The 26,438-nt window shown below is 41.7% G+C and carries 20 protein-coding genes; 1 reads left to right on the forward strand and 19 read right to left on the reverse strand.

Translation table 11 applies throughout. The features are described from left to right. Nucleotides 1–24: 24 nt before the first annotated feature. The 4 genes from ACYVQ1_RS06910 to ACYVQ1_RS06925 all read right to left on the reverse strand — a co-directional run bounded on the left by ACYVQ1_RS06910 (nt 25) and on the right by ACYVQ1_RS06925 (nt 4,523). Nucleotides 25–1,275: a glutamate-5-semialdehyde dehydrogenase gene (locus ACYVQ1_RS06910; RefSeq protein ID WP_461250239.1), complete on the reverse strand. Its 1,251-nt coding sequence runs from the start codon at nt 1,273–1,275 to the stop codon at nt 25–27. 1 nt (nt 1,276) lies between these two features. Then, entirely contained in the window at nt 1,277–2,080 is an 804-nt protein-coding gene (proB, locus tag ACYVQ1_RS06915; protein ID WP_461250240.1) for a glutamate 5-kinase, read from the reverse strand. A 119-nt stretch (nt 2,081–2,199) separates the two neighbouring features. Next, nucleotides 2,200–3,789, reverse strand: coding sequence for an ABC transporter permease (locus tag ACYVQ1_RS06920; RefSeq protein WP_461250241.1), 1,590 nt, complete (start codon nt 3,787–3,789; stop codon nt 2,200–2,202). A gap of 2 nt (nt 3,790–3,791) precedes the next feature. Continuing rightward, the gene (locus ACYVQ1_RS06925) at nt 3,792–4,523 is read right to left on the reverse strand and encodes an ABC transporter ATP-binding protein (protein ID WP_002891761.1); all 732 of its coding nucleotides are present in this window, start codon (nt 4,521–4,523) and stop codon (nt 3,792–3,794) included. A gap of 274 nt (nt 4,524–4,797) precedes the next feature. Here ACYVQ1_RS06925 and ACYVQ1_RS06930 point away from each other — a divergent pair, with 274 nt between their 5' ends. Beyond that, entirely contained in the window at nt 4,798–5,529 is a 732-nt protein-coding gene (locus ACYVQ1_RS06930) for a DUF554 domain-containing protein (RefSeq protein WP_461250242.1), read from the forward strand. 351 nt (nt 5,530–5,880) lie between these two features. On the opposite strand, the gene addA is transcribed toward ACYVQ1_RS06930, so the two are convergent. The 15 genes from addA to ACYVQ1_RS07005 all read right to left on the reverse strand — a co-directional run bounded on the left by addA (nt 5,881) and on the right by ACYVQ1_RS07005 (nt 26,415). Further along, a complete protein-coding gene (gene addA / locus ACYVQ1_RS06935) occupies nt 5,881–9,534 on the reverse strand; it encodes a helicase-exonuclease AddAB subunit AddA (RefSeq protein WP_461250243.1) in 3,654 nt (1,217 codons plus the stop codon). Further along, nucleotides 9,524–12,844: an ATP-dependent nuclease subunit B gene (gene rexB, locus ACYVQ1_RS06940; protein WP_461250244.1), complete on the reverse strand. Its 3,321-nt coding sequence runs from the start codon at nt 12,842–12,844 to the stop codon at nt 9,524–9,526. The genes addA and rexB overlap by 11 nt, the downstream gene beginning before the upstream one ends. A 245-nt stretch (nt 12,845–13,089) precedes the next feature. Beyond that, a complete protein-coding gene (locus ACYVQ1_RS06945) occupies nt 13,090–14,463 on the reverse strand; it encodes a GHKL domain-containing protein (protein ID WP_195519957.1) in 1,374 nt (457 codons plus the stop codon). Nucleotides 14,464–14,498: 35 nt separating this feature from the next. Then, complete coding sequence (locus tag ACYVQ1_RS06950; RefSeq protein ID WP_461250245.1) at nt 14,499–15,809, reverse strand: ATP-binding protein; 1,311 nt, start codon at nt 15,807–15,809, stop codon at nt 14,499–14,501. Nucleotides 15,810–16,087: 278 nt separating this feature from the next. After that, nucleotides 16,088–16,429 (reverse strand): DUF6287 domain-containing protein, encoded by a 342-nt coding sequence (locus ACYVQ1_RS06955; RefSeq protein ID WP_461250246.1) that lies wholly within the window; start codon nt 16,427–16,429, stop codon nt 16,088–16,090. 87 nt (nt 16,430–16,516) lie between these two features. Further along, complete coding sequence (locus ACYVQ1_RS06960) at nt 16,517–17,830, reverse strand: DUF6287 domain-containing protein (RefSeq protein WP_461250247.1); 1,314 nt, start codon at nt 17,828–17,830, stop codon at nt 16,517–16,519. A gap of 9 nt (nt 17,831–17,839) precedes the next feature. Next, the gene (locus tag ACYVQ1_RS06965; RefSeq protein ID WP_002891774.1) at nt 17,840–18,100 is read right to left on the reverse strand and encodes a hypothetical protein; all 261 of its coding nucleotides are present in this window, start codon (nt 18,098–18,100) and stop codon (nt 17,840–17,842) included. Beyond that, nucleotides 18,101–18,916, reverse strand: a complete 816-nt coding sequence (locus ACYVQ1_RS06970; protein WP_461250248.1) for an ABC transporter permease — start codon at nt 18,914–18,916, stop codon at nt 18,101–18,103. A gap of 8 nt (nt 18,917–18,924) precedes the next feature. After that, a complete protein-coding gene (locus ACYVQ1_RS06975; RefSeq protein WP_461250249.1) occupies nt 18,925–19,710 on the reverse strand; it encodes an ATP-binding cassette domain-containing protein in 786 nt (261 codons plus the stop codon). Between the two features lie 9 nt (nt 19,711–19,719). Further along, nucleotides 19,720–20,232 (reverse strand): hypothetical protein, encoded by a 513-nt coding sequence (locus tag ACYVQ1_RS06980; protein WP_461250250.1) that lies wholly within the window; start codon nt 20,230–20,232, stop codon nt 19,720–19,722. Beyond that, the gene (locus ACYVQ1_RS06985; protein ID WP_461250251.1) at nt 20,229–21,827 is read right to left on the reverse strand and encodes an Hsp70 family protein; all 1,599 of its coding nucleotides are present in this window, start codon (nt 21,825–21,827) and stop codon (nt 20,229–20,231) included. The genes ACYVQ1_RS06980 and ACYVQ1_RS06985 overlap by 4 nt, the downstream gene beginning before the upstream one ends. Nucleotides 21,828–22,191: 364 nt before the next feature. After that, entirely contained in the window at nt 22,192–23,229 is a 1,038-nt protein-coding gene (locus ACYVQ1_RS06990) for a S66 family peptidase (RefSeq protein WP_461250252.1), read from the reverse strand. Between the two features lie 96 nt (nt 23,230–23,325). Next, nucleotides 23,326–24,021 carry a hypothetical protein gene (locus ACYVQ1_RS06995; RefSeq protein ID WP_461250253.1) on the reverse strand — a complete coding sequence of 232 codons (696 nt, stop codon included), beginning with the start codon at nt 24,019–24,021 and terminating at the stop codon, nt 23,326–23,328. A gap of 4 nt (nt 24,022–24,025) precedes the next feature. Beyond that, nucleotides 24,026–24,472, reverse strand: coding sequence for a LytTR family DNA-binding domain-containing protein (locus tag ACYVQ1_RS07000; RefSeq protein WP_461250254.1), 447 nt, complete (start codon nt 24,470–24,472; stop codon nt 24,026–24,028). Nucleotides 24,473–24,684: 212 nt separating this feature from the next. After that, on the reverse strand, nt 24,685–26,415 hold the full coding sequence (locus ACYVQ1_RS07005; protein ID WP_461250255.1) for a zinc ribbon domain-containing protein: 1,731 nt from the start codon (nt 26,413–26,415) through the stop codon (nt 24,685–24,687). Nucleotides 26,416–26,438 lie beyond the last annotated feature (23 nt).

Raw genomic sequence — 26,438 nt, forward strand, 5'->3', positions numbered from 1 at the left:
AGCTCCTTCCTGGAGCTTGATGGTTTATTCTCTAATTTGTCCTTGTCCGTTAATATAGAACTTGGTTGACGTTAGGGCCTCCAGTCCCATTGGACCACGGGCGTGCATTTTCTGAGTTGAAATTCCGATTTCAGCACCTAGTCCAAAGACGAATCCATCTGTGAAGCGGGTTGAAGCATTAACATAGACAGCTGCAGCGTCAACATCGTCTTGGAATTGCTCAGCACGACTAATATCCTGAGTCACGATAGCTTCTGAATGCGATGTCGTGTAAGTATTAATCCAACCAATAGCCTCATCAAGGCTGTCTACCACTTTAACAGACATGATATAATCAAGAAACTCTGTCGCAAAATCTTCAGGTGAAGCGGGTACAGCTTTTTCCATAAGTTTCAAAGCCCTTTCATCCGCACGGAACTCAACAGACTGAATTTTTGAAATAGCTTTTTCCAAGTTAGGCAAGAAGTCTTCCGCAATATCAGCATGAACGACGAGAGATTCTGCCGCATTACACACACTTGGTCGTTGAGTCTTGGCATTGATGACAATCTGTGTCGCCATATCTAAGTTAGCATATTTATCCACATAAATATGACAGTTACCAACACCCGTTTCAATGACTGGAACCTTGGCTTTTTCTTTAACCGTTTGGATGAGACGAGCTCCACCACGAGGGATGAGCAAGTCTACATACTTAGTCGCCGCCATGAGTGCTTCTGCTACCTCATGAGAGGTATCTTCAACCAGCTGAACGGCATCTGCTGTGATACCCGCATTTTCCAAAGCCTTACGAGCTACTGTAACCAAGGCCTTGTTGGAATTGATGGCATCACGTCCTCCACGAAGAATAATGGCATTATTGGTTTTAAAGGCAAGGCTAAAGGCATCGATTGAGACATTGGGACGGCTCTCAAAAATCATAGCGATAACACCCATAGGAACACGCTTTTGAACAATTTTGAGACCATCCAGATTCGTATAGCCACGAACTACTTGACCGATTGGGTCCTGAAGATCTGCCACCTGACGGACACCCTCAGCAATCCCTGCGATACGGTCTTCCGTCAAGAGCAAGCGGTCTTGCATAATCTCTGAAATACCATTTTCCTTAGCAATGGCCATATCCTTAGCATTTTCAGTGATAATATAGGCGCTCTCAGCTACTAGAGCTTTAGCTACCTGATTTAGAAGGTCGTTTTTAGCTGCTGTTGATAATTTAGCAATCCGACGACCTGCCACCTTGGCCTGTTGGCCCAGTGTATCGATATATGTCATCTTAGTCCTCCTGTTTAAAGAGTGTACCAATCTTGGCTCCTTCTAGGACACGAAGAATGTCACGTGGATTTTCACCATTCATTAAAACCATTTGGCTTTGATTTTCAAAAACCATCTGGGCTGACTTAATCTTACTCATCATACCACCCGTACCAAATTTACTACCAGCACCCCCAGCTGAGGCTAGAATTTCCTCGGTAATCTCTGGGACATAACTGCGAAGGGTTGCATCCTCATAGACATTTGGGTTCTTATCAAAGAGCCCATCAATATCTGACAACATAATGAGTAGGTCAGCACCAACAATCTTAGCTACGATAGCTGACAAGCGGTCGTTGTCCCCAAACTTAGTCGCATGGTCCATTTCATCTACGCTGACAGCATCATTTTCATTAACAACTGGAATAACTCCAAGCTCGAAGAGGCTCTCGAAGGCATTGATGGCATTGGCCAAACTCTCAGGATACTCGACCACATCACGGGTCAAAAGAAGCTGAGATACCTTGGTTTGGTAATGTGAAAAGACCTGAGAATAGAGGCTCATCATGGCTACCTGCCCTACACTTGAGACGGCTTGTTGCTTACCGACTTCAGCCGGTCGCTTGTCTAGGTCTAAGACATTGAGCCCGAAGCCCATGGCACCAGAGGATACGAGGACAACCTCAATCCCTTTATTATGCAAGCTAGAAATGACAAAAGCTAACTGATCGATTTTTTCAAGATTAATTTTCCCTGATGGTAAAACCAGAGAGCTGGTCCCGATTTTGATAACCAGGCGTTTTACTGAGTCAAAATTTCGTTTCATATTTATGATTATACACTAAATTCAGGTATTTTAACATATATAATGCATAAGTTTACATATTAAAGATTTTCAGTAAAAAAGAATCCCTCCAATCGGAGAGACTCTTTAAACAGTTTGTTCTAGGCAAAAAACATGGCTCTAATACGTTTCCAACGTCTGCGATCAACAAAGAGATAAACGATTAGGGCAATTAAAGCTATAAGCCCAGATACTATAGCATTGACTACTAGGGCAATCCAGAACTTACTTGCAAAGAAGACAATACCTCCTAGCAAGGCAGCGATGAAAATTGTAAGAATAAAGATACCCATATAGAGCCACTGTCCGCCACCCCGATTGAAGAGCTGAGTGACTTCTTGCCAATTCACTTCCAATAATTTAAGGTCACGTTCAAAGAAATAGCCACCTACAAGATAGGTTGTTACGAGAAAACCAAGAGCGAAACTTGCCACCAAAATAGGATGGAGATGTGCAAGGAATATTAAACCAAGTCCTCCTAGTAAGAGGGATACACCAACTTGCAAGCCATAGAAAATCCAAAACTTTTGACGAAGATAGTCACCCGTATTGATTGGCAGGCTACGGATAAAGTCAAAGTTTGTTCCCTCTAAGGAAGTTGCCACCCCAAGAAAACTTGTTGGTTGCGCTGAAAAGAAACCAAAGGCAATTCCGACTAAAAGCATGAGCCCGAAATAGTCTGGACCTAAATCTTTCAAAAAGAACGCACCTCCACCCAGCATGATCATATATAATACTGGTACCACATAGGTATTGATAATGAGGGTTGAGTTTCCCAAAGTAGATAAATGATGGCGAACCAAGACCTGTCTTTGACTTCGAGTAACAACTTTTACCTGAGTCTTTCTAGCCTTTTTGTTATAAATGGCTTCGTGGAAATAACGAGGCATTCTGACTTTATAAAACCAAAAGCCCAAGATAAGCACTAAGATAAGAGGAAGATAAAAATTTAGTAGAGCCTCCGGAGATAGAGGAGCAGCTACCACATCATAGTAACCTCTTAGATAAGGCAACAAAGGAAAATCGATATGTCCAGCACCCTTAACATAACCATTAAGAAAACCAACCATCATGATAGGGAACATAATCAATAGGGTTGACAGGGTCATCAAAATAGTCGAATAGAGCTTTTGACGAGAACTGCGAACAATCAACGTTCCAATACTATTAGACAGAATCACTGAAAAAACGAGATTGATAAAGAGAGAAACGATAAAGGATAGAAGCCCCACGACTATCCCCAGTGGGCCAATAAATTGCCAGTAAGCCAGAATAAGAAGACTAAGGATAGGTACCATGAAGGTCAGCCCAACCATAGAACCTGACAAGGTCTTGGCCAAAAAGACTTCTGATGGCTTTAAGGGAAGAGGCAGATAAGCCTTGCTATCCTTACTATCGTAAAAGGTACTATAGAGAGCCGTAAAAGTCTGGAGAAGCCCCATGATTGAAAATGTCAAAAGATATAGGGTTAAGACTCCAGGATTGGCCTTATAATCGACACCTACAAAAAGATAGCTATATACAACCGTAAAAATAATTAAAATCAAGAGTTGTTGTCTAAGCATGGCATTAACGATGGAGAAATTAGCCTTTTTCTTTTTCTCCTGACGTTTCTGTAGGTTAGTTACTGCTTGAGGATTTGCATAGAGGAGATTAATTTTAAAAAGCTCCCAAACATGGTTCCAGTTCATGACTACACCTCCTCGATCTTACGTCCAGCCATTTCCAGATAAATGGTTTCCAAATCCTTGTCAGGGTACTGAGACTTAAGCTCAGCTAGAGACCCTTGGAAGATGAGTTTTCCTTTCTTCAAAATAGCAATACGATCACAGAGCTGCTCAGCTACACTTAGAACGTGGGTTGAAAAGAGGACACTATTACCCTCCTTAGCATGGTTACGCATGGCTTCTTTCAAATCATAAGATGCCTGTGGATCCAGACCAGTCAAAGGCTCATCCAAAACCCAAATCTGCGGATTAACCAGTAGAGCACCGATAACGACAACCTTCTGACGCATACCGTGAGAGAAGGAAGAAATGAGGTTATAGCGACTTTCCGTCAAGTCAAAGGTAGCCATAAGATTAGTCAAACGTTCCTCAACCTGACTAGCTTCCAAATCATAGATACGTGTCAAAAAGTACCAATAGTCATTAGCAGTTAAATTTAAGAATAAGTCTGGTGAATCTGGCACATAAGCGATTTTTTTCTTGATAGCATCACGATGTTGGCTGAGGGCCATATCATCGACGTAAACTTCACCGTAGCTAGCTTCAATGATAGACGTCAAAATGGAAATAGTCGTGGTCTTACCAGCCCCATTGTGACCAATCAGACCAAAAATCTCCCCATCTCGAATCTCGAGGTTAAGATCTGAGAGAGCATCCTTATCTTCATAACGTTTCGTTACGTGTTCAAAACGAATCATCTTTTATCCTTTCTTGAGAATCTATTTAACAATAGCCTCATTTTACACTTTATATTAGATTGTAATTTAGAGTTATTACCTTGTTTTTTATGAACAATACTCTAAGAACACTGGCAATAGATTTAGATAAGGCTATTTCCTTACCTTCTCATTTATTGTATCATTTCAAAGGTACAATTTCAATAAAACGTTTGTAAAAACGAGACAATTTTGCATTCGGTCTTTGATAATGCTAAACTTATAGTATTTAGAATAATTAGGAGGAAAATCACTGATGCCAACTGGAATTATCATCAACTCGCTATCTATTATCTTAGGAGGAATCGCTGGAGGGCTCTTCGGGGACTATCTCAGAGACGATTTCAAGGAAAATCTTAACCTTATCTTTGGTCTAGCCTCTATGGTAATGGGGATTAGCGCTATTATGAATATGGTTAATATGCCTGCGGTTATCTTTGCGGTAGTTATCGGTACCATCATTGGGCTGGCCCTAAAGTTTGGAAACCTCATCAACAAGGGAGCTGGGCTTATGGAAAAAGGCTTGTCCAAGATTACACCAAGCAAGCAAACAGGGTTAGCTCACGATGAATTTTATGCGCAACTCTTGACAGTTATCGTCCTTTTTTGTGCGAGTGGTACAGGAATTTACGGGAGTCTTGAGTCTGGGATGACAGGCGATGCTTCTATTTTAATTTCTAAATCTATCCTAGATTTCTTTACAGCCATGATTTTCTCTTGTAGCCTAGGCTACATCGTCTCCATGATTGCCATTCCACAATTTATCGTTTTCTTCCTCCTCTTTGTGAGTGCTGGTTTCATTCTCCCTCTAACAACAAAAGCCATGATTGGAGACTTTAAGGCTTGCGGGGGCTTCCTCATGATTGCGACCGGTTTTCGTATTATGAAACTGCGTCAATTCCCAACAGCAGATATGATTCCAGCCATGATTCTGGTTATGCCTATTTCCTGGGCCTGGGTCAATTGGGTGCTTCCTTTGATTAGTTGATATTAGGATTAAAATAAACTAAAACCGTCAGTCTCATGCTGACGGTTTTTGTCTCTATTTATTGCTATTATGGATTCTAACTATTAAAAACTAGTAATGTTTGTGGCGATTAATTCTAATTTTTCTAACCTTGTTTAGACTAAGATGAGTTTGTTATAATAGCCCTTGTAGGCCTAAGCAACCTACAAGATACTTTTTTTCATAACTATTTCCATCCTCTAATATTTTAACGAACTTACAATACTGATGGAAATCTATCGAAAAGACTGGTGTGTGCACACCGGTCTTTTTTGGTGGGATTAAGACACAAAAAACCACTCTTTCACTATGAAAGAATGGTTAGGCTAGAGCTTATACTTCTACGACTTCCAAGTCTTTTCCACCTAGGAGAATAAGGTATTTATCAATCTTATCTATTTGATAGGCTTGGCTGAGTGCTTTAGCATAGAGGCTCATTTGCCCTTTGTAACGTTCCTTAAGTTCACTAGGATGAGTGAAGCGGTCCGTCTTATAGTCAAAGAGGACAATACGGTTTTCAAGAAGAAGGTAGCCATCGATGATACCACGGACGACAAAATCTTCTTTACTAGCGGGATCTTCTGCCAACATAGCAAATGGTGCTTCACGACGCAACTTACCACGGTTAGCTAGAATGAGCTTCCCAAGTTCGGTGTCAAAGAAGCCTAGTAGCTTTTCTAACTGCACACGCGCCTTAACTTGATCATCTGCCGATACCCGACTCAACGCCTGTGTCAAATCTTGGAGGGTCACCTTGTCAGAAAGAATCAAGCGTTGCATGAGTTCATGGGTGGCTGAACCAACTGCAGCTCCAGTGACCTTAGTTTTTTGCCCAAAGTCTGGAAGCTCAAAGGTAGCGGTAGTCTCAAGAGGTTGCACTTCCTCTTTCTTGTCCATAATATCCACCCCTTCGGTATCCATAACAGGTTCGTAGAAGGCTTTGAGCTGGCTCGGCGTACGCACAGATGGTAGGTCAATCGCTGGTGCATAAAGCTGGTTGAGTTTTTCAACACTTTCTATGACAGTTAGAGCACGCTTAATGTCTTCCGACTGGCGATTGTTAGATAAATCATCAGCATTTACTGCCGCTTGAACTTCAACCTGACCAATAGCCTCTGGCGTCAACTCCTCAGTCTCAACAAAGCGAACAGTAAACTTGAGATCCTTTCTCATAAAGGCGGTATCCAAAGCCATAACCCAATCTTGATAAGTAGCGATTTGGTCACGGAGAGCTACTGGTAGGCGATTATTTTCGACATCCGTGCCAAATTGCTGGGTTAATTTTTCCTTACTACCCTTACCAACCAGGTAGAGTTTTTTCTCTGCACGTGTCATTGCAACATAGAGCAGACGCATCTCTTCTGAGATACTTGCTCGACGCTCTTCCCTACGATTTTCCTGGAAGGTTAAGGTCTCTAGAACAACATTTAACTTGGGCAAATTGGTGTTTATCTGGTCTTTAAGGTCAGCTAGGTACTTAATTCCAAGCCCTTTTTCACGATTGATAATATACTTACCACTTAGTCCATCCTTGCTGTGACCAATGAACTTGCGATTCATCTGCAAGACAAAGACATACTTGAACTCTAGTCCCTTGGACTTGTGAATGGTCATGAGGCTAACGGCATTTTTGGGAACCAAGTCTGTTACTTCCTCTAGGTCGTTACCGCTAGAAATGATCTTATCAATCATACCAATAAAACGAGAAAGTCCCTTAAAGCCAGTCTTTTCATAGGCATTGGCACGCAAGGCAAGGGCGTAGAGATTGGCCTGACGTTGCTCAGCTCGAGGGAGACTTCCAACATAATCATAATAGAAACGATCATCGTAAATCTTCCAAATGAGGTCGTAGAGCGAGTGCCACTTACTGTAATCACGCCAACCTGCCAGAGTCTCAGTGAAAAGAGTCAACTTGGCATCAAGTCCTTGTGTGACAACTTCCGGATGAAGCCCTGTTTTAGTGCATGCTACAAGAAGCTTGTCATAGAATTGTCCTTCGTCAGCCTGGACAGCAATACGAGCCAAATCATCCTCGTTGAAATTAAACATCGGTGAACGAAGGAGGGCAACGAGGGCATAGTCATTAAGAGGATTATTGATGGCACGAAGGGTATCCAACATAATCATAACTTCTAGCGACTCTAGGTAGCTTGACTTGTACTCGTCAGGAACCAAAGGAATTCCGTGCTCCTCGAAGCTTGCCATCAAGTCAAGATAGGTGTTGCGGGTTGGTGCTAGGAGGGTAATGTCCTCAAAACGTACACCCTGCTTATGAAGACTGATAATTTCTTTGATAACCAAGGAAATCTCACCACTACTGATAGGTTGATCAGAACCTTCCTCGTCAGGAGTCACACTTGCTTCATCACTATTGTAAATCAGAACCTCAGTCTCATTTTCAGGATGGGGCTCTTTTTGCTTCTCGCTACCTGCTACCAACATATGCGTCTTGTCATAGAGGATATCTCCGATTTCCTGGTCCATGAGGTGGCTGAAAACACCATTGGTCGCATCAAGAACCTCAGATTGGCTACGGAAGTTCTCTTTAAGGAGAATCAGCTTACCTGTATCTGGATTTTCAAGGAAGAGCTGGAACTTGCCATTAAAAATCTGAGGATCTGCCTGACGGAAACGATAGATGGATTGCTTGATATCTCCCACCATGAATCGGTTGTGACCGTTAGAGAGGAGCTCCAACATGCGTTCTTGGGTATGGCTATTGTCTTGATACTCGTCTACCATTACTTCATGGTAACGGTCACGGTAGCTGGCTGCCACCTCTGGATTTTCCTCCAAAATACGGATGGCAAAGTGGGCAATATCTGAGAATTCAAAGGCATTTTCCTGAATCTTAGCCTGTAAATACTGGTCTGAAAAATCAAGCACAAAGGACTGGAGCAACTCCAATAGAGGTAGGATGTCATCATTATGCTTGGTCAAAACCTCGAGGACCGTTAGTTGGGTATCAATCTCACGCAACTGGGCCACAAACTCATTTTTGGTCTTGTTGTAAGCTTCCTTGTAGGCCTTGAGTTCCTCGTCTTTAGGACGGGTCATATTTGTCAAGCCAGTCCCTCCTGACAGAGTCAAGAGTTGTTTGAGCAAGTCCTCCATATCGGTTTGGTCATTGGCCAAGGCTCCCTCCAGAAGGCTAATGGCATCTGACACATTATTCAGATACTTGGCCTTGGCAAATTCACGCTGAGCTAGACCTAAATGGTCTCTTAAGAAGGCTAAGAAATCAGCCAACAAGCCATCTTTGAGACCCTCTAAAAGCTCAACTTTAGCCTTGTCTGGCTTGGCATCCGTCTGCCCTTTTAAGAGATTCTGACGTAGCCATTTTTCAGGACCTGCAGTAGCCTGAGAAAAGTTATAGACATCGTAAACTAGATCACGGAAGGCCTTACTAGTCTTACCATTTCCAGCGAAGTTGCGGACCAATTTTTGGAAAAGTTGGGCATCCTTCCCTTGCATGTAATCGTTGAAGAGATCAACATAAACCTCATTTTTCATGAGTGTCTGCTCAGCAGGATCTGTCATGATGCGAAAAATAGGTGACACCCCCAGGAGATAGCCATACTGATTGACCAATTTCTGTGTGAAGGCATCCATGGTTCCAATATCAGCCGTCCCAATTTTGGCAATCTGGTCTGAAAGAAAGGCACGCTCTTCATCCGTCTCAACTTGTCCCAACTGCTCTGTCAGACGCTTTTCCAGACGCTCTTTCAACTCACCTGCAGCCTTTACCGTAAAGGTTGAGATAAAGAGTTGGTCAATACCAACGCCACGTCCAATCATATCAAGGATACGCTCAACCATGACAAAGGTTTTTCCTGATCCGGCCGAAGCTGACACAAGAATATTGCTACCATTACTGTAAATGGCCTCAATCTGCTCAGGTGTTAACTTGCGTTCCTTGTCAGAAGCTGCTTCTTGGGCAATGCGTTCCTTAATCTCTGTTGGACTTAAAAAAGCTTTAGTCAACATGGTTGTCCTCCTGGTCTTTTTTGTCTGCTTTTACAGCTTGATCAGTGACTGGAAAGGTGATGATATTTTCAGCAACTTGCATCTGATTATTGTCCTCGTCTTTTGTCATCAGCTCCAAATAGGCTTCCTTCTTGCCCTTACTTGGTAAACGCAAGAGTTTACGAGCCTGTCTCATGTGGCGGTCGGCCTCAAAATGAGTAATAGCCTTGATTTGATCCCCTTGAACAGACTTGCCATCCTCGGTATATGGATTGACCGCAAAATTCCCACTTCGAATAATCTCAGCAGCATCTGTAAAGAGCTTAATATTGTAGTCTAACAAGGTTTCTAGGTCCTCCTTGTCATAGGTGACAGCCTTTTGTAAATCATAGTTTCCACCAGCCAGATGCTCTGTTTCTGAAGCCACAAAGAGCCCCTTATAGGTCAATTCCTTATGAGCCTGAGCTGCTAGCTTATCCAGACCAAACTGGGCTAGGTTAAGTTGCGGGTCCTGCATGTGAAGATACATGGCACCAAAAAGCTGGTCAGCATCGACCTTATAGGTTTGTCGAAGGGCCTCCAGATAGGTCACCAATTGCGGACTGAGGCCATTGTAGAATTTCTGAATGTCAAAGACATTTTTACCTGATTTGTAGTCAACGACACCCAGAGCCCCATCTGTTAAACGGTCCACTCGGTCAATAATCCCTGTAATCTTGATGCTATTTGCTAAAAGCAAGTCAAATTTAGCTTCCTCACGCTCAACCTTAACGGCCGCATTGTCACGCAAAACACTGGCAGTTGAACGGGCGATATCTTCCAAGATTTGACGAGACAAGCGACTCTCTTGGTCCTCGGTATAGAGAATTTCAAAGGGTTGTTCATGATTGGTCTGAGCAATAGCCTTTTCCAATTTATCATCGAAGTTTTCTGACGAAGAATCACCCATCACACGCTCAAAGACACGGTGTAAATAAGTCCCGTGGTGTCGGGCATCTGGATGGATGGACTCCAACTCTTCAAGTCCCAAAACATAACGCAAGAAATAAAGATATTGGTTATTATAGAAGGTCGTCAGAGCCGAAGCTGATAATTTTAGTGGTTCTTCCCCCGGAAAGACCAGCTGCATGACCTGATCATCCACCTTGGTCGTCGTCACATCGTCAATCACATTTGGAATCAAGACTTGGTCCTTATCAAGTCGCTTACGGAGATAACGCACAGCAACTGACCAGAACGTCTGCGTTTCCTTGTCCAAATCAGCATCTAGATAGCTGCTGTTAAGGGCAATGACAGTCGATAGGAGGTCCTTGTAGTTCCCAATCTGGTCCCCCTTAGCCTCGAAACGATTACGTCCCTTTTCAACCAAAGGAAGACCAAGGTCAAGAAGTTCCTTCAAATAAACCGACATGTCATCCTGCGTCTCATTGAGAATTTGTGGCTGACTAAGCACCAATTGTTCACTAGCCGCATTGAAAAGCGACATAGCCACAAAATGCCCCCGCTGACTATTACTCTGCGTAACAATATCCAAACTCCTATGCTCATCCGTCGCCTCATTGATACGACTACGCTCCTCATCAGACAGGAGACTCTTATTTTGCCCAACCTTTGGAAAATGCGACTGAGTCATGCCTAAGGCAAAAACATAAGGAGCTGAATGTGGTTGAATCAAATCGTATTTTTTCACATTGACCACATCAACAGTGGCTGGAACCGTACGGTAATCACAGGCCAACATTCCCGAACGCAAAATGGACAAAAAGTCGGCCACTGACAGCGTTTCTTCTCCAAAAATAGTCTCAACCTGCTCCAAGAGTTGGGTGAAAGACTTCCAGACCTGTTCATTCTGCTCTTTTTCAGCTTCACTGGCCTTGACAGTCAAAGCAACCATCTGATTTGGCACTTGTACAGCCCCTAAAAAGACCGCAAGTTTCTTAAGCAGACTAGAACCCTTTTGTTTGCGACTGTTAAGCAACTTGTCCAAAGGCTCTACCAGTTGTGAGCGCAAGGCATTAAGCTGGTCTAAATCATACTTATCACGACTATTGGCCGTAAAATCAGACACGAACTTGTGACGCCCCTTGATATCTGCAAAATTGACATAATACTCAAAAAGGTCTAAGTCCTCTTGAGTAAAACCGCCATAAAGACCTGATTTTACAAGATTAAGCAAATCCTCGGCACGATAATTATAGCGCTTGATACGCTCTAGCGAATCCACAAACTGCACCAAAGGATGGCTAGACATGGTTTCTTCCTTACCGAAATAATAGGGAATATCAAATTTTCGGAAAATCTGACCCACCTGAAGCTTATAACTCTCCTCATCACCAAGCAGGACCAAGATATCCTTGTAGCGCTTGCCATCCGCCAGCAACTGACGAATACTCTTGGCAATCTGAGTCACTTCTTCCTTTTGGTTGACCACTTCCCAGACCTGCAAGACTTGCTTGTCTTGATCAGTAACCTTCTCATCTACCGTACTAAAATCATGACGGCTCTCCAAAAGACGACTAATACGTGCAAAAGAAGGATTGCCCTCTTTGTCTGTCGTCACGTAGTCAGGTGTCACCTTATAAGTCTGAGCCAAAGTCCTCAAAAAATCCACTGAAGCCTGATAAACATTGCCGTAAACAAAGTTAGCCCTGTAAGCTTTTTGACTGGCATAAGTCCCAATGACAATTTGATGACACTTATCATTCAAGAGTGCAACCAAGGCCTCCTCCTCAGCAGAAAAACGCGTAAAGCCATCAATGACCAAAACCGTGTTACCCAGTGCCTTATCCAGATGGCCTGAGGTAATTTCCTTGAAGAAGGCACTAAGTTTTGATTGATTGTCAAAATCTCCCGCCAACAAGAGGTCCTGAGCCACACTGAAAATCCTGAGCAAATCCTCTTGTTTCTCAACCTGATCCAAATGCTGCAAATCCAGAACCGTCATATTAGCCTGCTGCAACTCTTTGTAAAGGTCCACCAATTGATTAATAAAGTTACTATCCTTGCGCAAACGGCCATAAACCTTGAGCTCATCATCGCCCATATGCGACAAGACCTTATAAAAAATCATGGCCAGACCAGTATCATCCAGCTGAGTCTTTGGGTTGCTCGTATTGAGAATAAAGTACCTAGCCATCTGAGTAAAACGAGTTACCGTAATCTCAAAGGACGCTGACTGAGGCAGGTATTCCAAGACCTTACGCTCCTTCTCAAATGATAGGGCATTAGGGGCAATATAAAAGACCCTCTTTCCCTTTTGAGCATAGCTAGTCGCCTGCTCCGTCAGAATTTCAGTCAAATCCTGAGACATATCCGTATAAAGTAATTTCATAAGACGTCCCTTTCTTGTCTCTACACCAGTCGTTAGGTTAAGCAATCGCCATTCACCTAACTCTAACAACCACTAATCCTTGCTATTATAACACAGAATGAAGCAACAATCAGACTCCTCCCTTATCCCTTCCTCCTCCGATGTCTTAAGCTTCAGACATAAGCATAAGATCAACAGCAAAGAGCCCTACTTTATGGATCTGTAACGAAAAAAAGAGCCAAATCCTTTGATTTAGCTCCATATATTTATTTAAAGATCAATTCCTGTTTGAAGAGGTAATCACCACTGCTTGTAATCAGATTGGCATCACTATACTTCCTAAGAATATCCTTGGCTGAGTGAAGGTTAAGACCAGAGGTCTTCTTCTGATTTTCTTCCTGCATAATGGCATCAAGGTCAACTTTTTCTTCTTGCGTCCTATTTTCCATGACGAAATGGTAACTCCCATCCTTATCATGACGATGAAAACTAAAATTGATTTGACTGGCAGGCACCTGCTTACTCTCATCAATCGCATTACTAAAGAAAATGGACACCAGCAAGGTCAAGTCAACCACGTTCATGGTAAAGCCTGAAATCTCCTCAGGAATATCACAAGTCACTGGAATATTACTACGTTTAGCCTCCATCATACGAGTCGAAAGAAGACTACGTAAGGGCAAGGATTGAATATTTTCTAGCTTAGGATTATCAATGACACGGAAACGTTCAAACTCCTTGGCACTCTCTCTAAGAACATTCTGATACACCTGTTCAGCAAGGGCCTCTTCCTGGTCACGCACTTCCTCTGAAAATTGTTCCACAACCGTCTGATAAGACTGTCTGTATTGTAACAATTCATTGTAGAGAAGATCAATCTTTTGGTTGGCCTTGGTCAAACTATTCAAATGCCGTTTTTCCTCCATGGCCAAACTCTCTTCCAAATACTGCCTAGACAGTTGATTAAGATGAGCAATTAGGAAAATGAAGGCCACTGCAGACAAGAGAACCCCTAACATACGAAGTCTCAATTCCAAATCTAAAGAATAACCAGGTAACCAGTCATCTAAATTCATACTGAGAAAGATTCCCAATAAATAAGTAGCCATGGCTAAGGCAGCTCTTCTAGAAATCTGGAGGTTATGGAAAGAGTCATCACTATAGACCTTCCAACGCTTTAAATCCAAGCCCAAGAAACGGTCAAAAACAAAATAAAGTGGCAAAATCAAACCGTAAGATAAGAGATAGAAAAGTGCATTAGACCCCACCTCAGCGACAGGGAGATTTAAGAGAAGGGGAATAAAGAAGAGGCTCAATAAACGATAAAGCAAATCTGATGTCACCACTGGAAACAAGGTATGAAAGGCATACTGCGTTACCGTCCAAGTCTTTCCTTTAGCCAGAATAGCCAAAACCATCAGAATAAAGACATCAGCAATCATGTTCATACTCTTAATATTATACTGAAGGACCATATCTAGCAGGGCTAAGGTCAAGAAGACCGTCCAGGAGATACGAATGTCTGTCATTCGTTTGAAAATAGCACAGTTTATCGTCAGCGTTAAAATAATCTGAATGGCTAGAAAGGCATCTGTATTATAGAGATTTAAAAAATTTATTCCCAAAAACGACTCAAACATCGAATCTCCTTTCTATATATTTTTTTACAAGTTGTTCAGCATTCAAATTGCTGTCTATAGATGAACTGATCATTCTTAAAGCTAAGTTTAGACTGAGGGTAACGCTCCATAATATCTTCGAGCTGTTCATTGATTGACAGATGATTCTCGTACGCCTTGTGAGGTGCCTCAGCGCTGTCTTGCGAAAGGGTTGTCTCTACAGAGAGGACCTGAACCTCTCCACTTTGGTAATAAGACAGACGAACTAAGCTATTTTCTTGCCCATGAGCTCTCAATAAGGCATTGTCCAAGAAGGTCGTTAGGACAGCTGATAAATCCACTATATCAATATGGGATGGGGATATAGGGTCTGGAACCTCCATGATAAAAGCAATTCCAACAGCATGAAACTCCATATACTTACTCTCAATGACGGAACGTAGCAATTGAGAAAGCAGGTTGGAAATATCTGGCATAACCTTGCTGAAGGGAACTTCTTCCTCAGATAGGTTTTGACTGTCTCCCTCTTGACTAGTAGCCAGAACAGTCTTAGCCTTCTTAGGTACAACTACCTTAGGCACTCCATCACGGTATAACTCCTGATAAAGATGGAGGATATGCCTACTAGATTCCTGTAAGCTCTGGAAATGACGTTCCTGCTCCTCTTTCAACTCCAGAAAAAGTTCATCCTTTATCCACTGATTGGCATAGGAAACAACGATAAAGAAGGCTCCTGTTGCCAATAGAACGACCAACTTAGCATAATTGTTAACCACTTCCACAGGCCAGATACTAGCAAAGTAAGGCATGAATTCATTTAAAAGCCCATATGAAAGAAAGGCAAAGCTAACCCCAATAACAATAGGGGTGAAGTGTATGCGCAAGCGCTCCTTTTCCTCGACCTGCAAATATTCATAACCAATAAAACGGTGAACCAAGAGGTAAATAGGATAGGTAACTACCACACAGATAAACTCCGTTAGAGATTCTGGAATACGGCTAGTCAAGTCAGTTCCCAAAAGTAAAGGAAAGACGATTAATGACAAGCCCCGTATAATGATATTAGTTGTTCCCCAGGCATAAAAGCTATTAAATACCGGCTCTATCCATGGCAAGTCTGGACGTTTGTAATAACTAAAACAAAATAATATGAGAGGATTAAGTAAAAATTTGAATCCCATAGGAAGAAGGGGAGTCAAAACAACTGACAAAAGACCACCTAATAAAAGTAGCCTCCAAGAAATCTTGACCCTACCAGCTGCATGAAACATCAGATAATTGACAAAGAAAATCAAGAGTGTGTCTATAGATACTAGCCAATGAAAATCTTTAAAAACAGCAAATAGCGATTCAATAATAAAAGTCATTCTTTTCCCCCTCTCCCTTTAATCTGATTTAAGAAACTTCCTCAAAAATCCCCTAGGAAGCCCTTTTTACAACACTACTCATTATATAGCTTTTTGTAAGTTTTCACAATAATTAATTTTCTAATAAAGTCTATAATACCTCTAAGAATCCATTTATTTATAGAAGATGGACTTACTATTAAATTAAAGTTACAAATGTAACATAAAAAGTTGAGATAATTTTATCTCAACTTTTAGGTTATAACATTACTTTTTTAAGACTTTCACCCTTGTCAGGTCTAATCAGCCTTATAGTAGAATTGTTTAGCGTCAGATTGTGCATCCCCTGATTGGGTCACTAGGATACGGTCTTTGGTATTATCTGAAGCATCAGGATTATTTCCTGACACATTCGGTAATGTCGTACCTTTAGGGATGAAAAAGATTATTGCGCCATACATTCCTGTTCTTAGGCTCGCTCTCAGGTAGCCATTTTCAAGACTAGAATTAGCATTTTGAACCTCATAATCTGTTGGTGCAGTTATTTGATCCTTAGAAAATGTCAAACTACTACCATTCCCATTCTTCCAAGTTCCTTCAAGGCTTTGGAAGTTATTATCCTTGATAGCATTAACATCCATGCCTGTTTGATCGGTCTTAGTTTCAGTTTTCGATTCTGTTTTGGCCTCTGATGAGCTTGACGATGACTCTGATGTTTGTGAAGAACTTTAAGATTCTGAGCTATCAGACGTGCCAGCACTAGAGTAATGCTTGAGCAACTCTTGGTAGGCCTCTTGCATGTCATCTGGTGCTACCTTATAGGTCTGAACAGCCTTCTTATCGTAATTGCCCTTCCAGTAGTTCGTCACATAATAAACAGTACCATTAGAGCCTAGAACGATTTGGTAAGAATCCTTATCTTGGTCAACCAAATCCTTATAAAGCTTGTTATAGCCATTATAATTGCCACCAGTTTTATCATCAGCTGAAAAGTCCTTAAAGAGGGCTTTTTGTTCAGCAGCATCGTCTTCATACATAGCATGTTTCTTATCCTTCAAGGTATAAAGACGGAAGGATGATGTTGGGCTATAGTCTGCGGTCTTACCACTATTGTCATTAATCCCTAAAGCAAAGGAATCAACCGTGTTTTTATAGTCCTTGAAATCATAGTTTGAGACTTCCTTACCATTGATGATACCACTCGGAACACCAGTAATATGTTCATAGCCATCCGCATTGATGAGATTAGCAAGGATGGTAATCGTTTGGCTGCTATCTTTTTCCTTAGGTGCCTTAAATGAAAGGAAGGTTGGACTACCATCATTGACCTTGGTAATACTGTCAAAGCTACTTTGAACTAAAACAGCATCCTTGGCATAATCAGACTGATAGAGCCATTTCCCAAAAGCTTCCGTGATAGACTTAATGTCCTCAGTCGAATAGTCTGCAATATAAGTGGTTTCCTTATCTCCATTGACATCGGTCTTAGTCTTGATATCTGCATTTGGCTTATTTGGATCGTTAGAAGACGACTCTGAGCTTGCATCGCTACCAGAGGATGAACTACTTGATTCCAAAATATCCTTAATAATGCTTTTAACTTGGCTACTTGAAGAACTAGACGAAGCCTCGCTAGACTCAACGACTTCAGAACCTCCCTCAACCTGAGTATAGGTGTTTGAGTCAGTCATTTCAACCTTTGCATCTCCCCCAGGTACCATACTTGGTGTGATACGGATAGTACCGTCTGAGTTGCCGTCAGTTCCAGCCAACTTAAAGCTCAAAGAACGGTCTTCACCGGCTTGGGCATTGGCCTGATAGGTATCCCCAGTCTCCGTATTTTTGACTTCGTATTTGTCTCCCTTGATTTTACGAACTTCAAAACGCACCTTGTTCCCGGTATTCTTATCGACAACGGTTGTGGCATAAACTCTTGAAGACGATGTAAAAGCCGTGCTCTGAGTGTATTTTCCAAGTACCATGAAGACCAAAAAGACAATCAAGGCCAAACCGATAAACTTTTTATGTTTAAACTGTTTCATGAGGTCCTCCTAGATAAATAGATAGCCAACAACATAGCCAAAGAGGGCGATACAAATCAAGAGCAAAATTTCCAAAACTAAAAACCAGCTAAACTTGAGATCTCCCAAACCAACCTTAGACAAGACTTGTCTGAATTTAGAATTTTTCTGTCTGCTTAAGCCACTAGAAAGAGCAAAACCAGTCTTAGCAGCTTCAGCAACTTCCTTATCGCTCGGCTTACGACCATACTGCACTTGGAAGTCAATCAGCCATTCATCATATTGTTGCATTTATTTCTCCTTCTTCTGAAGTGTAACGAAAAAGAGTAGGGCATAAACTAGGCAATGAAGCACCAAGGCCCACAATTGTCCCCAGAATTCGCCTGTAGACCCTTGAAAGGCCTCCAACTGGCTCTTAGGGACAGGAACATGGTACTTAGCCAAACTAGATGGCAAGTCTGACAAGTCACTAGAAATCCCAAAAAGCTTGTGGCCATAACCTAGATAGACAAATTTTTGTACCCAATCAATCGCTTTTGGCAAAGATAGGATAGTTCCTGACAATGAAAATTGCATGATACCCACAACTACTGCTAGGATAACAGAGGTAATCTCAGATTTTCCAACCAAAGCTGAAATAAAGAGGGCAATGAAATGCGATGCCAGAAAAACCAGAAGCACTGTAATCCCAACTTCCCAACGGTAGGAACCAAAAATATGACCAGCATCTGGAAAATCCTTGTCAAAGAACTTACTAAAGACAGAGTAAGATAGAATAAAGACTATGGTTTCCAAAACGGCAAAGAAAGCGTGAATCCCCATACTAGCCAAGGCAAAGGCCGAACGGCTCAAGCCTGAGAAAAAGTCACGATTGAGAACTGAGCGTTCTTTAGAAATATAAATACTGTTTTGAACCACAATCAAGAGACTGGTCGAGAAAAGCAAGAGAAAGAGGGTCATTCGAGTTGTTTCGAAATCTTTCAAAAATCCCTTGTCCTGAATATAGAGGATTAAGCCTTCGAAAGCGACAATGCCCAGAAGAACCTTAACAAAATCCATGTAGTGATGTTTAAATTTATACCAACTTAATCGTAATGCTGCGTTCATAAGTCTCCCTAAATCTTGTAAATACGTGTTGAAGCATTGAGCTCTTGGTAGACATCTGCGATATTCATATCCATATATTTACGAATCATATAAGGATCGCTAGTCTTGTATTCCAAAAGCAACTCTTCATAAGTCCCTGCAAATGTCGGACGTCCCTTAGACAAGAAGATAATCTTGTCAAAAATAGCCAAATTTTCTGTGTTGTGGGTAATAACCACAATAGACTTGTCAGCTGATTTAGCCAAGATTTTCAAGGTACGTAAGAGATTACGGTCACTAAGAGCATCCAAGCCTGAAGACGGCTCATCAAGGATAAAGTAGGGACTAGGGCTAAGAAGCTCGATACCAATGGAGACACGGCGTTTTTGCCCACCAGAAAGCTCTGAAATTTTCTTGTTGGCAAATTCCGTCAACCCTAAATCATCCATAATTCCTGCAATGCGATGCTTTTTAGTCAGCTTACCACTTCCTTTAAGATGGTGGTCCGCATAAAAATCAAAGGTCTCAGATACCTTGAGGTACTCACGTAGGAGATTTTGTTGGGGCACATAAGACCAAGAGCGTGAGCCTGCAGTCACAGGTTTTCCATTTTCCAAAATACGAAATTGTTGGCAAGTTGGTTTAAGCTGACCAAGGAGAATCTCTGTCAGAGTTGTTTTTCCTGAACCAGAGGCACCCAAAATACCGACAACTTGACCAGTCTCCATAGTAACATCCAAATCCGTAAAGAGCTGGTTAGTATTTCCCTTATATTTAAAACAGATATGTTCAAATGTTAATTGATTGGTTTCCATTAATATCTCCTAGGACATAAGTAACATCAAGGCCACAATAAGGATGGCGCCTATAATAAGAACGATAACATTGATATTTAAGAAGAGAATCAAGCTTAATAGAATCACAAAGGCCAAGGCCGCGAATACGTAATTTTTAAGAGATGACTCTTTGGTATCAGTCACCGCAACAGGTTCAAAAGGAATTTCCTTTTTACCTGATAGATTGGTAGTATGAGTGGCCGTTGCTCTCTCAGTTTCCAGAGCCTTCCTCTGAGCCTGTCTGAGTTTTCGGTCGTATTGTAGCTTTTCATGGTCTGAGAAAAAGATAGAGCGAATCGTATAAAGCTCACTGCGCAGACGCTCACCTTCCTGATCCAAGGTACCGTTAGTCCAAAGGTCCTCTAGCTCCTCACGTAAAAAGGAGAGAGCCGTAAAACAGTCTTTAGCCGACATCTCTGGAGAAATACGGTTGCTGACCTCTCTTAAATAAGACACTTGTTGTCCTGTCTCTGTATCGATTGCTTTGTAATAGTCTATCATGAGATGAATTTAGCAAAAATAGCTTGAAGTTCTGACAAATCTTCCTTAACCACTTCTTGGGTTTGATTGACTTGTGCGTTAACAGAAAAACGTGCCACAACAGTATTGCTTCGAGGATCTGAAACTGTCACCTTAACAATTTGTTCTGAGTCAAAAGCATAGGTAACTTGCGCCAAGAGCTCGCCTTTATGACGTGCTTGTGCCACTTGTCCTTCCACTTGCCCCAAAATCTTCACAGCAAATGGATTTTCGTAATTTCCTTCTGTGATACGAAGCTTAAACTTACTCTGTCCATCCACAACCGCAAAGAGATCCTTGGTAACGGCCAAAGGCAAGACCGAATTACGTGGAACCACGACACTATTGTAGTAATCCCCCACAAAGCTATAGTTTTTGTTTGGATTTTTCTTGAAGAGAAGACCGATTCCCTGAGAGGTCACATCCTTGACAACCACTTTGTCAGTTTCTGTCGTCTTACCATCCTGATGCTCAGAGAAACTAACCTCATTGTTGATAATAAGGTCGGCCAAAATAGATGCCCCCTGTGCCACAATGGTGTCTGGATTGAGGTCAAATTTAGGCTCCAAACCACTCATCAAGCGAATCATCTGACGAATCATTGGCATGCGTGTAGACCCACCCACAAGGAGAATATGGTCAATCTCTTCCCACTTCAAACCAGATGCTTGCAGGGTAGACTGTACCTTGATTTCAGTATCTTTGAGGAGATCCAAGGTAATTTCATTGAAAATCGCCTGGGTAATCAAAACACCATATCCTTGACCATTAACATAGTGCTCATAGAGAGCTTGATCATTCACAGATAAACTTGTCTTAATCTGTTCAGCCTTGTATTGGAGTTGAATTTTTTCCTTCTCAGAAAGGTTAGTCATATTGACACCTTGTTTTTCCAACTCTTGCATAATGTAGCCCACAAGACGTTTGTCAAAATCAATCCCACCAAGACGTGAATTCCCGTCAGTTGCCAAAATATCATAAGCATGATCAGCCACTCGCATGATAGTAACGTCAAAAGTTCCCCCACCAAGGTCGAAAACCAAGACATTTCCTTGAGCATTTTTAGTGTGGGCATAGGCGATAGCTGCAGCCGTAGGCTCATTGATAATACGCAAGACGTTAAATCCTGCGATACGACCAGCAGTCTTCGTTGCTGCACGTTGATCTGACGTAAAGTAGGCAGGAACCGTGATGACAGCATCCTTGATCCCATCTGCTTGGCCCATCTCCTGACCAACTACATAAGCACGTTTACGGAATTCGTTCAAAACCAAGGCAGAGAGAATAATAGAATTGACACGTGTATGATCTGGTGTGTCACTGGCAATCGGACGACCAATATCACGCTTGAAGTCAAATTTAAAATTTTCTGTGCTTCCGATTTCTGTTCCACGCTCGATAGCTTCCTTACCAAAAGCTACATGGTTTTTACCACCGATATTTGAGAAGTAGACCGCTGAACGCAAGACCTGATCGTCATTCGTTCCCATCGGAATAATCTCTGGCACATCTTCACGAACAACAGCCATGACGGAGTTGGTTGTTCCTAAATCAATACCAATCGCTTTCTTTCTCATAACAATTTCCCTTCTAGCCTCATTCCTCATTTTGAGTTTTCTTGACTATAGCTCCAAGCAGGCATCCGCTTAGATTGTCTCCATTCATCGCTGTCACATAAAACTCCAAAAGAGTAAAGTTATTCCAGTCTAGTTTTTTTCACTATACTATATTATCACAAATAAAGAGACTATAAAATAGGAAAAAAGGGAGTAGGACCGAACAACTTTTTAAAAATTGTTCCTTGTCCCACTCCCTTGAGTGTCAATCAATCTGATAGACTGGATGAACTTAGAAATCCCAGAGCTATTGTCCCTCCTAAATTGTCATGCCTTATATCAACTAAGACAGTCCCACTTTCTGAAAAAAGCTGAGAAACTCATCTCAGCTTTCTTTGTTATAGTCGAAGCGAATGACTTGCTCCGTGGCGTCTACATACGCGTGGACTCCAAAGGGAACAATGGCTCTTGGTGTGGCATGGCCAACGTTTAGATTATAGACAATCGGGATATTGCTATCAATGGTGTCCATTAAAGCCTCCTTATAGTCGTCATAGAAGGTTTCATCCATAGGTTTTCCGACCAAGAGTCCACTGATGACTTCAAATATCCCAGTTTCTTTTAAAGTCCGCAACATCTTTTTGAAGTCTTCCGGTTCAGGCTTTTCTTCGCTTGTTTCTAGCAAGAGGATTTTTCCTTCCCAGTCTGACAAGTCGGGGAAAAGCTTGTATTTTTGGCAGAGGTCAGTGCTATCGGCGTATCGAGAGTTGTCAAAAATATCATAGAGAGACTCGAGACAACCACCAAGGATCTCTCCCTCAAATTGGGCATTTCCTTGCAACAAGTCAAAACCTGTATTTGTATAGCTGATACGAGGTGTTCCCAGAGCCTTGGGACTAAAATCAGTCCGTTCCTCATACCAAACGTTACTAGGGCGAATTTCTGAGATTTTTCCAGTCTCAATCAATTCTTTAAAATAGTGGAGGCTATATGGCAACATTTCTTTGTCTAACTCACAAATATCTGCTAGAAATGATTGGCCATAAAAAGTCTTGACACCTAGTTTATGTAACATGAGATGGTTCATAGTTGTATCTGAAAAGCCAAGAAAAATCTTTGGTTTGATCACCTTTTTGAGCTGGTTATTTTCAAAAAGATAAGGAAGCAAACGATAAGTATCATCTCCACCGATAGCACATAGGATCATGTCGATGCTATCATCAGAAAATGCCTGAATCAAATCCTCTGCACGTGCCTCAGGATGCTCCTTAATAAAGTCTAATCCTTTTAGTGAATGGGGCAAAAAGACAGGGTTGAGGCCCAGATTCTTTAGACGTTGGACACCCAAGTCCACCTCGTGCTTGACAATATCTTCACCGATAATTCCACTAGATAAGCTCACAATACCAATAGTAGAAATCATACTTTGTCCCTCCTGAAAATAGATTGAGCCTATCTTATCACAGGGGTTGAGATAAAACAATAGGTATTATATTAATCAGAGGTTCCCTCCACTAACTTAATCAATCACATTCTCACCAACATAAATAATTTCTAAATTCCCCAAGGAAACATCCCCTTTAATGTAGAAATCCTTGCTAGTCAAGTTACTAGGATTTTCCTCATGCTGTACAGCTGAAAGAGAGTTATCCACATTCACATGTACCCGCCAATCACTGGGCACATAGAGACTCAGACTTCCTAGAGAAACATCCACATCAAACTGGGCAGACGGCCCCTCAATACGGCAGTTATCAAAATAAACCGACGCTTCTCCCAGACTTACATCCGCACTTCCATGAGTAAAGTGTTGGTCATTGAGATATTTGGTCACTGTGGAAAAAGTCACATCAATATCATTACCACCATTTTGAGCATCTGACCCGCCAGCATTAAAACCAAAACGGTTTTTCGCTTTACCTGAAGGTTTGAAGAGAATATTCAAGCCAATAACTGCAAGAATGGAAGAAAGGATAACGACAGAATTGGATACTGGAAGAAAGTGAAACTGGCCATTGAGTGAAAAGAGAGCCAAAACACCATAGATGAACCCCCAACCAAAGTAGCGTTTCAAAAAACTAGAAAGGGAAAGAACGGCCAACAAGACCACCCAGGCCAACATCCAAATACTAATTTCCCATTTTACAAAATAGTCTTGTACAATTACCAAAGCTGCCAAAAGGATCAAGAGGATCCCAATTAATTTTTTTCTCATCATATTACCTCGTTTCGTTTAATCGTTCTTTTAAAACTGGATAGTAACGTCTTGATACATGGACCTGCTTGTGGGTCTGATAGAAATTCACCGTACTAGTCCCCGAAAAAGACTTCTCTAAAGAATAAATCTGCTTAGCATTAACAATCGTCGATTTGGAAATCCGACAAAAGGCAATCGGGAGCAACTCTTCTAATTCGTAGAGCTTTTGCTTCACCTCATAGGCCTCATCCTTGGTATGTCCAAAAATCTTTTCCCCGTCTGTTTCAAAAAAGAGAATATTTGCCAAATCCAGAAAATATTCGCTTCGATCCTTGTAAAAGGCTAAAGGAACTAACTTTTGCCTTAGAATAGATTCTTGGAGCTGGGCCAATTCCTGTGTTAACCGAGGAGCTCGAATCAAGATTTCAGGCTCATCCATGGATGGGTCCAATTCGATTCTAACTTTCATAATACTCCTTTCCTGTCCTTTTGATGCTTCCATTATAACAACTGCTTTACACAAAACAAGGCCTTTTAGGTAAGAGGCACGGTTTAGCCCCTAAGAGGTAATAACAGACAAACAAAAGAACCTGGCAATTGCCAAGTTCTTCATTTTTTAGTCTGGAGGACTAACCTCCTATTTGTAATCCGTTCAACGCTAACTAACTGAGCAAGCAACTGTTATTTCACAGTATTTTCACGACTCACATTTTGTGATTCGCCAGCCTTGCCGTTGATACGATAGTTGCTGTAGTCAGAACTGCTACTGCTAGAATCGCTATCATCGTCTCCAACGTATTCCACATTACAAGACCAAGAGATTTTATCTTTGATATCTCCTGATGACTTGAATTTCGAATCATAACCATAATAGAAATCATAAACGGCTGTGAAGGTCACCTTGAAGGTCTTCTCACCAGTCTGAACGACTTCTGTGACGTCAACGTCTGAGAAAGTAATACTATCAGCGGCACGGTTTTTAGCACCTGTAGTATTTTTGTCAATGTCAGCCGTTACATCCTTGTACATGGTATCATCAGTACCATTAAGGAAAATGTCGGATACACCATCTGGTGTCGTGTTGTGATTAGAAGCGTAGCTACCAAATTTACCGTAGGCAGCGGTCAAGAGACGGTCTGCCGTATCACGGTCAAGAACACCATCAGCATCAAGAGTAACCGTTTGGCCTTCAGAGATTTTCTTAATAGACAATGTCTCTGTTTTAATAGAGCTACCATCTTCGAAATTCTTCTTAACATAAACAGCTGATGAACCTGCTACTGCTACCTTGTTAACATCTAGTTTCCCTGAGTTAAGGGTTCCAACTTTGGTACCACCAACGTAGAGGTCTCCATCCTTAAGATTAGACTTAACAGTAAAGCTAAGATACTCTACAGAAAGGTTGACTTCTGTTTTAGAGGTCACATTTTCCTCAGATGAGACCGTGATATCTTGGTCATTGACCTTACCAGAAGCCACAAAATTATAGGTTCCTGGATAGAGATGGTTCAATTTAGCCGTGTAGTTATTGCCATCTGTAGTCGCATAAGAAACCCCGTTAATAGTCACATTCAAATCAGCTGTATTAACAGTCAAATCAACCGTTCCAGGATCTACCACGACTCGCCACTTAGGAAAAATAAGGAACTGACGTCCAACCTTTTGCATACGTTCGCCAGACAGGAGTTGGCTCTTGCTATAGGCTTGTGTACTTTTAGTGTCTGTGTACTTGACTTCGGATGTTTTAATTTCCTTTTTAGTATCAGACCATACTTGGTATTCCAAGCTATCTTTAAAATTCTTCTTAGCTGCTGCTCCATAACGCTCTGCTACTTGACCACGTGAGTAGTAATAAGAACCAAAGCCGTAACCAGCTAGCGCTAAGACTGCTGCAACAACACCAGCAATAATCAGGATTTTCTTTCCTTTAGCCATGGCTGGCTTGGCTGGTTTCGCAGCCTTACCATCTGAGATAAACTGATGGATAGTTGACACATCATAACCTGAAGACTTACCAAGTAGGAATTCCTCAGGAAGAGGTTGACGTCCAACATAGGTTTTAAAAGCCTTCATCCAGATGGCTTGTGCTTCTTTAGAAGCGGCCTCTGAATTCTCTTCAGTTTGACCTTGATCTGCTTGAGATACTGGTGCAAGCTCCTCAGTTTCTAAAGGAGTCGTTTCCTCTTCATCACCAAGCGGTACATCTTCAAACACTTCCTCGGCAACGTCATACTCATCAACTTCTTCTGTTAGTTCATGAGCAGTAACTTCCTGATCCAAACCCATTGCGGCAATGCCTTTAATAGCCTTTAAGTCAAAGTCTGCTTTCTGGCCTTCTTCAATCTCCAAAGCATGGGGCGGACGACCAACTGCCTTTTCAAATAAATCAATCCACTTTTCTTTTGTTGCCATAAAGACTCCTATAAACTTGCTTT

The organism is Streptococcus parasalivarius (assembly GCF_054785155.1).